12 protein-coding genes are annotated in these 14,970 nt (G+C 47.3%); all 12 read right to left on the bottom strand.

Annotated elements, in window-relative coordinates; all coding sequences use genetic code 11:
- Positions 1-317: 317 nt before the first annotated feature.
- The 12 genes from MHI52_RS12715 to MHI52_RS12660 all read right to left on the bottom strand — a co-directional run bounded on the left by MHI52_RS12715 (position 318) and on the right by MHI52_RS12660 (position 14,852).
- The gene (locus MHI52_RS12715) at positions 318-1,949 is read right to left on the bottom strand and encodes an S-layer homology domain-containing protein (protein ID WP_253507756.1); all 1,632 of its coding nucleotides are present in this window, start codon (positions 1,947-1,949) and stop codon (positions 318-320) included.
- 94 nt (positions 1,950-2,043) lie between these two features.
- On the bottom strand, positions 2,044-2,643 hold the full coding sequence (locus tag MHI52_RS12710) for a nitroreductase family protein (RefSeq protein WP_074094703.1): 600 nt from the start codon (positions 2,641-2,643) through the stop codon (positions 2,044-2,046).
- A 148-nt stretch (positions 2,644-2,791) separates the two neighbouring features.
- Positions 2,792-3,046: a hypothetical protein gene (locus MHI52_RS12705; RefSeq protein ID WP_405159121.1), complete on the bottom strand. Its 255-nt coding sequence runs from the start codon at positions 3,044-3,046 to the stop codon at positions 2,792-2,794.
- A 136-nt stretch (positions 3,047-3,182) separates the two neighbouring features.
- Positions 3,183-4,046: an AraC family transcriptional regulator gene (locus MHI52_RS12700; protein ID WP_047842609.1), complete on the bottom strand. Its 864-nt coding sequence runs from the start codon at positions 4,044-4,046 to the stop codon at positions 3,183-3,185.
- A 65-nt stretch (positions 4,047-4,111) separates the two neighbouring features.
- A complete protein-coding gene (locus MHI52_RS12695; RefSeq protein WP_047842608.1) occupies positions 4,112-4,660 on the bottom strand; it encodes a glutathione peroxidase in 549 nt (182 codons plus the stop codon).
- Positions 4,661-4,849: 189 nt separating this feature from the next.
- Complete coding sequence (locus MHI52_RS12690; protein WP_373888064.1) at positions 4,850-5,746, bottom strand: carbohydrate ABC transporter permease; 897 nt, start codon at positions 5,744-5,746, stop codon at positions 4,850-4,852.
- A 17-nt stretch (positions 5,747-5,763) separates the two neighbouring features.
- A complete protein-coding gene (locus MHI52_RS12685) occupies positions 5,764-6,645 on the bottom strand; it encodes a carbohydrate ABC transporter permease (RefSeq protein ID WP_036670532.1) in 882 nt (293 codons plus the stop codon).
- A gap of 208 nt (positions 6,646-6,853) precedes the next feature.
- On the bottom strand, positions 6,854-8,170 hold the full coding sequence (locus tag MHI52_RS12680) for an ABC transporter substrate-binding protein (protein WP_047842606.1): 1,317 nt from the start codon (positions 8,168-8,170) through the stop codon (positions 6,854-6,856).
- A 168-nt stretch (positions 8,171-8,338) separates the two neighbouring features.
- Positions 8,339-9,190, bottom strand: coding sequence for a helix-turn-helix domain-containing protein (locus MHI52_RS12675; protein WP_036670530.1), 852 nt, complete (start codon positions 9,188-9,190; stop codon positions 8,339-8,341).
- Between the two features lie 182 nt (positions 9,191-9,372).
- Entirely contained in the window at positions 9,373-11,193 is a 1,821-nt protein-coding gene (locus tag MHI52_RS12670; protein WP_076327786.1) for a sensor histidine kinase, read from the bottom strand.
- 198 nt (positions 11,194-11,391) lie between these two features.
- A complete protein-coding gene (locus MHI52_RS12665; RefSeq protein ID WP_405159120.1) occupies positions 11,392-13,725 on the bottom strand; it encodes an endo-1,4-beta-xylanase in 2,334 nt (777 codons plus the stop codon).
- A 362-nt stretch (positions 13,726-14,087) separates the two neighbouring features.
- Positions 14,088-14,852, bottom strand: a complete 765-nt coding sequence (locus MHI52_RS12660) for an AraC family transcriptional regulator (RefSeq protein ID WP_036670526.1) — start codon at positions 14,850-14,852, stop codon at positions 14,088-14,090.
- Positions 14,853-14,970: the final 118 nt, after the last annotated feature.

Genomic DNA, 14,970 nt, shown 5'->3' with positions numbered 1-14,970 from the left:
TAAAGAATATTTACACTGGGTCACTCCGATGACAGAACAACCTTCCGATCGCTGTTATCCCCAGATTTTTTTAATACCTTTTACAAAGGGTAAATCCGGGGATAAAGGCGCACGCTTCGCTTCTTCAGGTTCTTTCTGTCCTCTCCGTTATTGTGTAAATGTTTAGCTCAATATATATATATTTTGTCCTTTTATACATTAAACCGTTCAGCCAAGCTTAAACGATTCCTCATATTCCTTATCTTATACCAAAATAAACAGGCCCAAACCATACGTAGGAATCACGGTGAGTTTGGGCCTATAAGATTTATGATTACTTAGAAGTTATAAGATTCAAATCGCGATGCATTCGAGATGGCGTTCCATACATCCGCTGTTTCGCCGCCCATATACCAGTAAGCCAGTCCAGCAATTTGCCGTTGCTCACTCATTAACACTTTGGCTGATAACGAACGACTGTCCTCTGCCCATATATATCTTGGCTTACCATTACTGTTGTACCCGATAATATATTGAACCAGACTTGCATCCCATCGTCTTACAGATCCCGTAGCATGCGCACGCATTCCCTGGTCTGCCAGTGTAATGTCCCAAGAACTGGTTGCCGGATTCACGGAAGACCAGTCTCGTGTATATAACGGAAGGGCCAAAATTGTTTTGGCACGTACCACCTCGGAGAGCATGGTATCCAAAGCCTTTTCTACCCATGGAAGAGACGCCACTGATCCTGCTTTCGGATCACCGTTCCAGTGTTCCTCGTATCCCATCAGCACCATATAATCTGATACAGCGCCCAGTTTGGCATAATCAAATGCATCCGTCCAATCAGTACCCAGGTCGGGTGAAACGTCCACGGACACCACAGCACCGAGGGCGTGCAACGTAGCCGTCAAAGAGGTCACAAATGCCGTCAGCCCTTCACGATCCGCAGGATCAACATTCTCGAAGTCCACATTAATGCCGTCCAATTTATAGGTTTTGACATAAGCGGCTACCTGTGAAATCACTGCCGCTCGGTTGGCTGAGCTGGATAACATCTGATGGGTAAGTGCCGAATCGGAACGATTCCCAAGTAATGGCCATAGCTGCCTGTCGGTGGCTGATGCCCAGGAGATCAATGCAGGGTCCGCGTGATCTGTTACTTTCATACTGCTGTTCAGGAAAAACCAGCGTGGGACAAGTGTGTTGACCTCAGACTGTTCCACTTGTTTCTTGAATTCAGTTGTAGTGGAGTTATATTGCCAGCCCAGCTGAACGCCAAGTTCATCCCCACGTTGTAACTGCTCAGACCATGTTTTCTTTTGTAAAATGGCATCGAGCATTACGGCTGCTTCTTCTCGCGTTACCTGGTCATGTGGTCGAAACACGCCTCCGCTTCCCCGCATTAGTCCAAGTTGATATACCGTCTGAACATAAGGACGTGCCCAGTCCGAGATATCCGCTGCGTCAAAATACGTTGAAGATAAGAGTGATGTCTCTACGGGTTGTTGTTTTAACATTCGAACAAGAAGGGCAGCCGCTTCTTCGCGCGTAATAGAAGCATTAGGCTGGAACGTTCCCTGACCCTTACCCTCCAGAATAAAAAGATTCGTCATGGCGGCAACATTGCCGTAATACCAAGCATTCATGCTTATATCCTGATAGGGATTAATATTATTTTTAACGGGCTTCAAACCTAGTAATCTCACCGCAAACGTCGCAAATTCTGCACGAGTAACGGCTTTCTTCGGTTCAAACGTAGTCTCTGACGTACCGGCAGCAATGCCTTTTGCCACCAGATGTGTAATGGCATCCTTGGCGTAACTGGTGTGCGTATCCTGAAACTGTTGCTGCACGGTTGCGGCCTGAACGGTAGAGCTGTATCCAGCCACCGATCCAAGTGTTAATAACCCGCATAAAACCGTTTTCCATATCCGTTGGTTCGTTATGTCTTTTAATCTATTATTCACATTAAAAAGCCTCGCTTCATTGGATTACGATCAACTATCATCGTATCAAATTGAAGCGAGGCCGTATGTGGTTAAATGTTGGGAAATGCGAAGCTTACTTGTGTACTTTTACGCGCTCTTCAATTGGTTGGAATTCTTTCTCACCCGGTGCTGCCGTTGGTTTACCAAATGGCATTTGAGCGATCAATCTCCAGTTCTCAGGAATGCTCCATTCTTGCTTCACTTTCTCGTCAATCAACGGGTTGTAGTGCTGCAAAGATGCACCCAGACCTTCTTGTTCCAGAGCAGTCCAGATTACCAGTTGCAACATACCATTGGATTGGTTAGCCCAGATTGGGAAGTTATCTGCATAAGCTGCAAAATTTTGTTGAAGCTGTGCGATCGCATTGTTATCTTCGAAGAAGAGAACCGTACCATATCCGCTGCGGAATCCAGTCATTTTTTCTGCTGTGGATTTGAAGGCTTCTTCATTGCCTACGACTTCACGCAAAATTTCTTCTGTGTGATTCCACAATTTATCATGTTGTTCACCGAGCAATACAACGGCACGGGATGTTTGTGAGTTAAAGGAAGTTGGTGTATATTTCACCGCTTCTTCTACGATTTCCTGGATTTTAGCATCCGAAATTGTAGATTCCTTGCTGATTCCATAATAAGATCTTCTGTTTTTCAACGCATCAAAAAAAGTTGTCATTCTTATTCGCCTCCCAAAATTTTTTTTCAATTGCCAACACAGTAACTATAATATAGTAACCTACATTAGTCAACAAACTAATTTATTTTCACTAAATATACATTCACCGAAAACATTTCAACAAGTTTGCCCAACACAGCAATTGGAATTATCCTTCGCCCGTCTTTTTGCGATAATCCGCCCGGTATTTCTCTTCCGTAGACGAGTTACTTTTTGTCTGATCTTTATTCTTCTCTTCCTGAGCTTCCATATTCAGATCTTCCATCGGAATTGGATCTACAGTCTGTTCTTCTTCATGTCGGTCCAGCAGACTTTCGTGCTCTGTCTTATATTGTTCAGGATTGTCAAGGGATTGTTCCTGATGGGTATCGCTGTTATTCTGATCCGGTGTGCGCTGTTTCATTCATATTCGCCTCCTCTGGGTTCATTACCTTTCTTTACCTGTTCTGCGTGTCCTCTAAACACAGTGGTATGCATTCCTCAAACGATAATCAACAAAAAAAGCCAACCAGACAAGCTGGTCAGCTCAAAGACGACTTCTATGATTGGCGATGCAATTGGGTACGGTACAGATCAGGCGAACATCCCACACTTTGTTTGAACATCCGACTAAAATGCGAAAGGCGTTTGAAACCGGACAATCGACTTGCTTCTGTCACGGTGATCTCAGGCTGAAACTGAAACAAAAGCTTCGCCTGATTGATGCGACGGTCATACAGGTATTTAAATATCGTCAAACCTGTCATTTCCTTAAACATGCCTGCCAGATATGGCTTGGACAGATGTAATTCCAGTGCCAGATCATCCAGACCAATGTCCTTCATATAATGGGTATCCACATAACGAATAATGTGTTGGACATGCCGCTCCCTCTCCGATGAGGGAAGTTGTTCCTGGACATCACCCTGGCAGATCTCTGCTACAAAATACAACAGATCACACAGTCTGACATTCATTCGCTCTTGCCTGAAATTGCTCTGACTTTGAGACAGACGATGAAGATCATGCAATAGAGCTTCGAATTCAGAGCGGTTATCTCCCTTCAGATTGACCCGGCAATTTCTGAGTTCTTCAAATGGTCTCAGGACCTCAGCCATACGGTCCGGATGCAGGCTGCTGCGAATGGCAGACGGATCAAAATGCAGTGTGCTTCGCTCATAAGCACTGCCTGGCTTCGGATGTGGTCGATGAAGAGTCAAGCCATGCATTAACACCAGATCACCCGGCTCCAGGTTATATACCCGGTCTCCTATGATGTAGGTACATTCTCCATCATGAAAATAATAAATCTCATAATGTGGATGTGAGTGGAATCCATCTGACTTGCCTGGGTTAAATATGCTGGTGGATCGGTAACTATACTCCAGTGAAGCACTAAATTGCATCATGCTCGGCACATTCATGCACCTCCTGTTCGGAAGAGGGAAACGATTTGTGTCATGCCCCTGTAGGATATATGAAAGTGAAATTATAGAATCTGTTTAATACTTTCTTGAATCTCGTCGATGGAGTCGATAGGTTCGAAGCGTTTGACCACACGACCCTCTGCATCAATCAGGAATTTCGTGAAATTCCATTTGATTGCATCGCCGTGTAACCATTCCGGTGCCTTCTCAGCCACCATTAATTTCAATAATTTGGCCTGTATATCTGTTTCATCAAAGCCAGCAAAAGGCCCTGATCTTTTCAAAAAGTCGTAGAGCGGGTGCGCCGCTTCTCCATTCACATCCAGTTTGGAAAACATCGGAAATTTCACACCATAGTTAATCTGACAAAAGGACTCCGCTTCCGAACTGCTTCCAGGCTCTTGCTCTGCAAACTGGTTACACGGGAAACCAATAATCTGAAGTCCTTGATCCTTGTACTGGTCATACAGCTTCTGCATGTCATCAAACTGGTGCGTATATTTACATTTACTTGCCGTGTTTACGATGAGCACAGGTTTTCCTTCATATTGATAGAGCGGGAAACGCTCTCCACTGGTTCTGGTTACGGTAAAGTCGTAGATGGTTGGCATAAGTCTAGTGCACCTCGCGATAGTTATGTAGTCATACAGCATCATATGTCATTGTTAATTATATACGAAGTTTGAACTATTGTATCGCGCAAGATAAGTTACTCTCCCTTTCAACAGAAAACCCTTCTGCCGCGAAAATCTCTTCGTTCAGCAAAAGGGTTATTATATGGGATCACAGTGACAGCAGCTTCAGCCCTTCACGGCACTTCCGGCCACGCCCTGAATGATATAATGCTGACCCACGAGGAAAACGATGATCATCGGAATAATGCCTGCCGTGGCAGCGGCCATCATGCCGTTGTAATCCACATTATTCTCCAGAATAAAGTTCTGCAGTCCGAGCGGAACGGTGTACAAGTCTTTGTCGATCAGGAACACAAGCGCATTCTCATAGTCATTCCAGTGCCAGGAGAAATCAATAATGGCCAGTGTAGCCAGCGCTGGCTTCGCCAAGGGCAGAATCAGCCTGAAGAATATGCGCAGGTGACCGGCACCGTCGATGAACGCCGCTTCCGAGATCTCTGAAGGCACGGACAGGAAGAATTGCCGCAGCATAAACACCCCAAAGATCGTGAACATTCCGGGCAGGATCAATGCCCAATGCGTATTATATATGCCTACCCATTCAAACATCAGGAACTTCGGTACAAAGAGTACCTGCGGTGGCACCATCATCATCGAGAGATAGATCAGAAACAGTGTCTCCCGGCCTTTGAATTGAATCCGTGCGAAGCCATAGGCTGCAAAAGCCGAGAGAAATACAGCTCCGACCGTGCTAATTAGCGATATTTTCAACGAGTTCAGATAATACGTCGCAAAGGTATCCGCTCCGCTCCAGACCTTAATGTGATGCTCCCAGTTCAGGCTGGAGGGTATCCACTGGATGGGATAGGTGAATACGTCCGCAGGAGATTTGAACGACGTGCTGATCATCCAGATGAACGGCATAACCATCAGCAGGGCAAACCCGGACATCAGAAGTGTCAGTATGATTTTTCGAATCTGGCTCAAGGACTCCATGCGGACTTTAACTTTAGGTGAATGTGGAGCTGTGGGCTTCGCATTCGCGGCAATTTGTTTCTCCATAGCGATCCCTCCCCTCCTTAATAGTGAACCCAACGTTTCTGACCGAGCCACTGCAAAACAGTGAATATCATGATGATGGCAAAGAGTGCCCAGCTTATGGCGGCAGCGTATCCCATCTCGTAATATCGGAAGGCATTCTGGTAGATAAAAAGTGACAGCACGGTTGTGCTGTTCCCCGGCCCACCCTGGGTAATCGCTTGAATGATACCAAAGTTTTTGATCGTCATAATCAGCCCAGTGATCAGCAGCAAAAAGGTCGTTGGACTCACAAGCGGCCAGATCACTTGGCGTATCGTCTGCCAAGGACGGGCTCCATCTATCCGTGCAGCCTCAACCAATTCCTCCGGAATTTCCTGCAAAGCTGCTAGATAAATAATCATGTTGTAACCCAACATGAACCAGATCCAGATGATATCAATCGCATACATGGACCATTCGGTTGTTGATAACCATCCGGGTGGATTCGTAATACCGATCCCCCGCAAGAAGCCATTAATGGGCCCCGATGTTGGCTGGAACAGTAGCATCCAGACAAAAGCGATGGCAACGCCGCTGGTGATATAGGGCATGAAATAGAGGGCACGCAGCGTTTTTTGCCAATACACCGACTTGTTCAGCGCCACCGCCACGATAAAAGCCAACCCCATTGATACCGGAACCGCTAACAGAAATACAAATGTATTTCGCAGCGCCACGCCAAACAGATCATCATTCAACATCCGGCGGATATTGTCCAGCCCGACGAAATTCGTCTCCGGGCTCATGAATTTGTAATCAGTGAACATGAGATAGAACGAATAGACAGCCGGTATAATAAAAAACAACAGCACGCCAATCATATTGGGCCCAATAAACAGATACCCGAGCCTGCTCTGCCGTTTCATCCAGGATTTATGCATATGCTCCCCCACTCCTTAACATCTGTTCTGGAATTAAGCATAACAAGATGTCCTCTAACATTTAAGGAACATAACCCTGTACCTGATATCACAGATATATGTATTTCGGCAGTGACTTTCGGGAGAGAAATAACATGGAATTGTTCTATTGCTTATATAGAAAAAACCGCCCCATTGGGACGGCCTTTGGACTCATTGCTTTTGCAATCTATTGATTCTGCTTCAGCCAGTCATTATGGCGTTTGACCATGTTCTGTACCGTTACTTCGGCAGTCTGGTTACCGAGGAAGAACTTTTCATACTCCTGTGCACGAAGATCGACCACTTCCTGCGCAATGCTGCGGACAAACGTAGGTGTCTCGTCACCGTACAACACAAATTCCAGAGACTCTTTATCATAAGAATCGGCATAATCGCCCAGCAGATGATCGATCGCAGTCTGTTGATCAACCGCATTGGAGGAAGGCAAACGTCCACCCGCAGCCATCGGCATCATTCCCCCATCGGCGTACCATTTCAGGAACTCCCATGCGGCTTCTTTATTTTTCGACTTGGAATTGATCGCAATAAAGTCACCAAGTCCTCCACTCTTCACCATATCTGCTTCTTGTGCAGCCAGTCTCGGTACAGGGGCAAAGGCAATTTTCCAATCCCGCGGGAACTCGGTCATATTGTTTGATGTGCGGATCAGCCATTCGCCGATATTAATCATGGCAGACTCACCGCCAAGGAACATGTTCTCTACCGGCATTTTGGAAGTCAGCTGCTCTCCGAGCGGAGGGGTGGTTGCATCCTCCTTCATCATTCCGTTCAACGTCTCCAGCCATTTAGTGACAAGCGGATCATCTAGGTTGGAAGTGCCGTCTGCCTTAACATAACCGTTCTTCACCAGAACGGAATCGAGCGGGTCTACATAGGAAGCGGTATGCTGCACCAATCCGTACTTGAAGCCAGCTGTCTTCAGTTTGAGTGCATATTCACGGGCTTCATCCCAAGTCCAGGCTGTTGGTACGCTCAGTCCCGCTTGATCAAGCGCTTTCATATTTAAAGCGAAGAAGGCAGCGTTTTTCTTGGTTGGCATCCCGTAATATTTTCCGTCCACTTTCCAGGAAGCCGCATCTTCACCCATTTTCTCATCAATGTTGTAGTCGGTGAACTCGCCCAGATCCAGTGCTGTACCGCCCTTGATGCGTTTATCCAGATTTGTGAGGGTATAGTTGACATACAGGTCAACGTTCTGCCCGGTGGACAGCGCCGTATCCAGCTTCAGGTTGCCATCATCATCATTCACAAACCGCACATATTCCACCTGAATATCAGGATGCTCCGCATTCCAGGTATCCACCACTTCCTGTGGACCATTCTCGGGCGGCACCGCGCCCCACATAGTGAGCTTCACTTTTCCCCCTGCCGCTCCACCTCCGTTATCTCCACCGTTCGTCTCATTTTTACCTACACAGCCGGCAAGCAAGCCCAGCATCAGCGCACCTACGATTAATCCCGTTAATCCTTTTTTGATTCTCATCTGGTCACATGACCTCCCTGAATTGAAGTGTACCTTCCGTTACATCGTAGCAGGGACCTTGCTGGGTTCATAAGATACATATCCATGATTCGGATTGAACAAAAATACGGATTTACTTGTGCTTGCCTGAGCACTCGGTACACATATTCCTTCTACTCATCCTGTGAGTCACGAACGATGGCGATACTGGCTGGGCGTGCAACCGGTCCAACGCTTGAATATTTTAATGAAATAATTATCACTTCCGAACCCTACCCGGTAACCAATCTCCTGTACAGGAAGGTCCGTCTCGCGCAAGTATTCAGCAGCTTTCTCCATCCGTACCCCATGCAAGTAATGAATCAGGGTATGGCCGGTTTTCTTTTTAAACAGAGCACTCACATAATTCTCGCCCATCATCACATATCGTGACATGGATTTGACGGTAATGTCCTGGTCGTAATGCTGTCCGATATACTGAATTATTTTGCTAATCTCCGGATGTTTCACAATCGGCTCACGAACAGGTGTAAATGGAAGATCCGTATCAGACGGGGGCGCAGAAGAGACCGTAAGAGAATCAGGCGAAACAGGCGTTGATGTGAGAACCGGTGTGGAAGGTGGCACTTGATGATGATCTGTCTCTGTCCGGGCTTCAGTCGAAGCTCCCAGTTCTGCACTTACTTTACGGAGTGTATCACGCAGTGAATTCACACTCATGGACAGTTTCAAAATATAATTGGAAGCCCCGTATTCCATTGCACGGCGTACATATTCGAACTCCCCCATACAGGTGAGCATGACAAATTTGGTTTTTAACCCGGCCTGACGGGTCTGTTTGAGTAATTCCAGACCATCCATACCTGGCATGACAATATCGGTCAGTACCAGATCCGGTGTATCCTGTATAATCATCGCCAGCGCTTCGGTCCCATTACCGGATTCCCCAATGACCGTGAAGCCCAGCTCTTCCCAGGAAATAATCTCTCTCACCGACTCACGTACGAATACCTCATCTTCTACAAGCAATACCTTCCACATGCCAGATTCCCCTCTCCAGTCGTAGGGCGTTTCTCAAAACTCGCGAAGTGCATCTTTTACCGCCTTTTCGCCCCATGCTTCGTCACTTTCCCTTGACGTGCCTCGACACGCCTGCGGAAAACTTCCTTGCTCGGAACGAAAATTCAGCAAAATCTGCTTCCTTCGGAGTTTTCAGACACGCCCTAGTCTGATCGCTTCTGTAAGTAAGGCGTCGACAATAAAAAAGGAATGCTGAACCTCACTAATGTCCCCGGCTTGGTATCAATCACTTCAAGTTCACTTTGGCCTTTGAACAATAATCGCAATCGTTCCTTAAGGTTAGACAGACCAATTCCCGGACGTGTGCGGGTCATCTGCTGACGCCGGGATTCCTCCATTCCAATTCCGTTGTCTGCCACCTCCAGCATCAGCTTTCCTGTGTCTTGCCTGTAAATTCCGATGCGGATCTGACCAAGCTGCTCCAGTGGCCCGACACCGTGGTGAATGGCATTCTCCACCAGTGGCTGCAAGCTCAGCTTGGGCACGAGCGCATACTCAAGTTTTTCGTCAAATTCACAAGTCACCTCAAAGCTATCACGGTAACGAATCCGCTGGATATGAAGGTAGGCTTGAACCAACTCAATCTCGTCCTTCAGGTATACCAATTCGACCTGTGAATTCAGGCTGACCTCCAGTAATTTGCCCAAGGAAACACACATCTCGGAGATCTCTTCATTCCCGCTGCGGATCGCACTCCATTTCATTGTATTCAATGTATTCAGGAGAAAGTGCGGATTCATCTGGGCCAGGAGCATATGAAAATGTACCGCTTCCTTCTGGCGTTCCTCCGCCTTGAGTCTGTTGATCATCTGATTGGCATCATCCAGCATCGTATTGAACGTACGGGTCAGTTCCAGCACTTCTCCGCGGCTGCGGCCTTCAGGGATACGGACCTTGAGGTTTTTGCGTACAACCTCCTTCATCTGGTTCTGCAGATGTGATAAAGGCCGAGTGAACGTCGCCGAGATCATAAAGGCCATGAGCACAAATGCTGCTGTGAAGCCAAAAAACGTTAAAAAATAGCGCTGCTTAAGCCCCGATATCTCCGTAAACAACACAGCTAGTGGAATACGATTTACCATGTACCAGTCCAGTGACTCGATGTATACGTAGTTAATCAGCGTATCTGAATCATTATCCGTCAGATAGGCCTCTGCCGGATGAAGTGCAATTTCCCGGGTCACGTCTGGGGAAAGTACCGCTTTTTCGGACGAGCGGGCAATCGTTTCCCCATTGCCAGTAATCAGGAAATACTCCTGATTGCTCTGCGAATCCTTCAGCATAGACTGAAACCAGTACGAATAATCGATGCTGATCCGTGCCATTCCGTACCTTTTGCCGCCACTGTCCTTCATATACGCATAGAGGGACAAGAGATACGGGCTGGAGGATAACTCCCGCAGGACATGGTTGGTATCCCGGGCATCCCAGCGGTAGAGCAACTCTTCTGATGGATATGAGTTTGAATCAGTGTTGCCCTTGATGAAGGTCATTTCTCCAAGATGCTTGCGAAATTGTTCCCGATAAGGGCCATAGGCCAGAGCTTTTTTGGGCAAATACGAAGTGTAAACGTTATCATGAAAATCTAACAGCGTGAAGTACACGGAAGGATTATATAGAAAAAAACTGTTGTTGATCATCTTGAACTTCTCTTCCACCAACGACTTATTCTCAAGCGGAGAACGATTGTCTGGAGAAGTCAGGGCGTTTCTTACGGCTGAATCCTGTTCCAGAAAAATCAGGGTTTTAAATGCAATACTCATCTGGTCCTCCAGAGAACCATACATCTGCACCAGTTGCTCGTGGCTCTGTTCGCTGATTTTTTGCTCAACCAGAGATTCGATCTGTCCATAGTTGTAGACATTAAGTACGCTGAATGGCAGCAGAATCAACACCACAAACGCACCAAACAGCCGATACCTGAGCTTATGCGGCAAAAAGGTCTTCCAGTCGGGCTTTGTCATCCCCTCAGCGCTCCTCCTGCAATTATTGAGATCATTATACCATCAGTTCCCCCGCTTCGGCCGGGGCCGGGCTCATTCGCATGGATATGTGATACCAGTTGCCAGGGAAGGGATAGAGATACACAGATTTGTTCTATTGCATTAAAAAAACCGGAGATCTGGGATCTCCGGCTAGGCTAGATATAACGACTTAGCAAATTAGGATATAGGCTCCACTCCCCAGACAAGCTCGCCGTTCCGGTAAAGAGTTACCTTGGTCCAATCGGCAAAAGAGGTCTGCAGCGGGTTAAAGGAATAATCATCCCCTTCGCTGTAATTGGACCAGTCTGCTTTGTGCAACCGGGTATGTATCTCCCCAGAGGTTCCTCCGATCGGGATCAGGCCTGCTCCGGTACCGAACTTCAGTTCCAGATAATGGTCCGCTCCAGGAACAGGTGCAGGCAGTTTCACAATGCTGCCGCTGATCTGACTGCCTCCAAGCTGTGCATAATCACAGAAAAAGGATTGTGGTTTCTCCCCGTCCACTGTATACCAGTAACGAATTGTCAGTTCATTCAGGCTAACTGCGGAGGTACCGTTGTTGTGAATGACAAACTGCGGTTTCATTTGGTTATCGAGCAGATTTGTATCCCCTGCACGATAGGCTAGAGTCAGATTGCCAGCAGGCTCTGGCGGCCCTCCACCCTGGACCTTTGCGGAAGCTTGAACGGAGTTCACACTCTTCCCAACGCTGTTAACAGCATTCACCACATAGTAGTAGGTGGTTCCAGCAGATACCGCCATATCCTTATAGCTTGTTCCCGATACAGCGGCCACAGATGTATACGGTCCGGCTGCTGTCAGCGACCTGTTTACCGTATAGGAGGTCGCACTTGCAGATGCACTCCAGCTTAGATTGATGCTTTTGTCGCTAACCGCAGTGGCGGTCAGATTCTGGGGAGCGGCTGGTACTGCCTCGACCTGGACCGTCTCTAATACGGACCAATAGGCTGGCTTGGACTGGAGTCGCTCGTCGAAAAGCAGCGGCCAGTTGTTGCGAGCGACCGGGAAGGTTCGTAGCCAGGTATTGGCATCATCCTTGCCCCACAGGGTAACATTTTTGACTGTGTCCGTATGCCTCAGGAAGATCTGGAACAGGGACTTGTACAGCGCCGCCTGCTGTGTCTTCAGTTCTTCCGGGAAGATATCATAAGATTGCGAATCATTGGAATATACACTTACATCAAGCTCAGTAATATGTGTTTCGAGGCCCAGCGCCTTAAATTTGACAATGGAACTCTCAATTTCCGAAAGGGTTGGATAAAAGAGGCTGATGTGTGTTTGATGGCCGACTCCGTCAATAGGCACACCCTTGGCTTGAAGGCGAGTGATCAGATTGTAGAGGGCCTGGCTTTTGGCCGGCTCATGGGTATTGTAGTCATTAATAAACAACTTGGCATCCGGGTCGGCTGCATGGGCGAATTCAAATGCTTTCTCAATATATTCTTCCCCGGCAATCTGGTACCACAGACTGCGCCGCAGGCCATCCGGCTCGGAGGCATCAATGACTTCATTCACAACGTCCCAAGCGTAGATCTGGCCTTGATAACGCTCCATTACCGTCTCAATATGCTGCTGCATCCGTTCATACAGCACCGTTTTGCTCACCAGATTGCCGTTGGCATCGTGGAATACCCAATCCGGAGTTTGTGTATGCCAAACGAGGGTATGCCCGCGTATCTCTTGTCCGTTCGTTGCTGCAAAAGCGACTGCGGCATCCGACCCGCTGAAATTATACATACCCTCTTGCGGCTCGGTACTGTCCCATTTCAGAACATTGCCTGGTGTCAGACTATCAAAATGCTTCGTAAGCAGTTGCTTGTCCGGTTCGGTCAGCAGTTCATTGTTCGTGAAGGCCGTCCCAATTCGAAACTTGCCCGCAAAAGCATCCTGTAGGGAAGGAATGTCTTCTTCGATCACAATGGGTCCGAGATCCGGCAACTTCTCCAATCGGAAATCATCCACATAAAAAGAAGCTGTGGCACGGTCTGGCACTTCAAAATAAACCGATAACTGATTCGCTGGTTCCAGCATTTTAAACTGTGCAGTAAGCTTGGTCCATCCGCCTGCGGATGCGGTACCGAATGTTAAATTTTCATAATGTGTTGTATCTGGCAGGGTACGCTGTAAAGACATATTAAGGTTTGTGTTGGACGCTCCCGCCGGAAGCTTCACCCAGCCAGTGAACACATACGTCTGTCCCACCTCCAAAAGTTCTGTCACATCCAGCGCTGGCCCATGCCATGTCATAGCACGCCCGCTCACCTCCAGTCCATAATCTCCAGTACGCGCTGCAACGGCGCTTGCATGAAGCGTTTCTACTTCACCGCGTCCGCTCCAGTTCTGGACCGTGCCATCTTCAAAATCATGACTCAGAATCAAGGTATTCTCCTCTTCTGCCGCATGAACAGATGGAGCTACCCAATACAAAGGAACTAACAAAGTTATCATCAAAACAAATTTAAGCGCTTTCAAAAATATCATTTTTCTCATCGCTTCCATTCTCCTTTATCGAATATTAGGATGAATTCCTTATTCCAAAGGCTAAGGCCATATCCACCTCCTTGGTTTTAATTATAAAATCAGAGTCCTCATTCAAACGGATACGGGGGGCATACGTTCGGATAAGGACTCCATATGGTAAATTATAGTATAAATCGTCCATGATCTACAACTGAAATGTACTTCCCCTCTAATTTCGGTTAGAAATGCAGTATCCGTTGCTTCTGCACTCATTCGCACCAGCTCCTCCATAATCTGGGCAACCCGTAACGAAGGTGTATACCTGGTGCTCCGCTGGCTTCAAAAGTTGTCTTTAAAGTGGTCTTCAAAGCTTTCTGCTTACTTCTTTCAGCCTACACCCTGTGTCTCCTGCGATACTCAGATGGACTTATGCCCAACGTTTTGGAGAACACTCTACTTAGATAAAAACCGTTCTCATATCCGCATCGCTCGGCAATTTGGTTAAGGGTCAGGCTGCTGTCAGCCAAGAGGTTCTGCGCTTTTTTCAGACGGACCCGTTTGAGATAGCCTGATGGCGTCTCCTGAAAAGCTTCCCGGAAACGCCTTGTCAACTGCACCGGACTCAAGGCCAGTCGCTGTGCCAATTCCTGAAGGCTGATCTCCTCTTCCGCCCGCTCCTCCAGCAGCGCTGCCGCTTCAGCCATTCGTGCGTCTTCGGTAAATCTCCGCTCCTTTAAGCGATTCTGTCTGCGTTCCACCTGATACAATTGCCACAAATCCATCATAAAATGTGTCTTCCAACGGGCAACTTCCCCCTTATTCTCCTCACTGTCCTGGCGTAAATAAGCGTACGTCGAGGCTAACCGCTTCGTGTCATTAATCAGCGATTTTCCGGCTGGTGGCAGAAACTCCTCCTCCTCCAGGCTACTGCTAAACTGTAAATAGTGAAATGTCAGCGGGGTAATGACTGTCCGCCGAAAAGGAACCGCCGGGGGGCACAGCACCAGATCGCCAAAACTCGCTTCTCCGATCTGACCCCCAATCTCATAATGGAATATTCCCTCTTCGACGGCAAAAGCCACCCAAGTCGTATAGATATCTTCCGTAAGAGCAAATTCCCCTTTTTGCTTCCAGTAGATGTGGTTAAGCAGCTCCATGACTTGACCACCCTTTCTGTGAAATAAAGTATATGTTTGATGATAGTATAGTGCATTTAAAAAGTGAATATATAAATCTAAGATGAAATTATAGATATGTAATTGGAGTCAAGGTGGA

Source organism: Paenibacillus sp. FSL H8-0283 (assembly GCF_045040675.1).
Taxonomy (GTDB): Bacteria; Bacillota; Bacilli; order Paenibacillales; family Paenibacillaceae; genus Paenibacillus; species Paenibacillus amylolyticus.
Note: the sequence above shows the minus strand (reverse complement) of the source record. Positions and strands in the feature narration are given on the sequence as shown.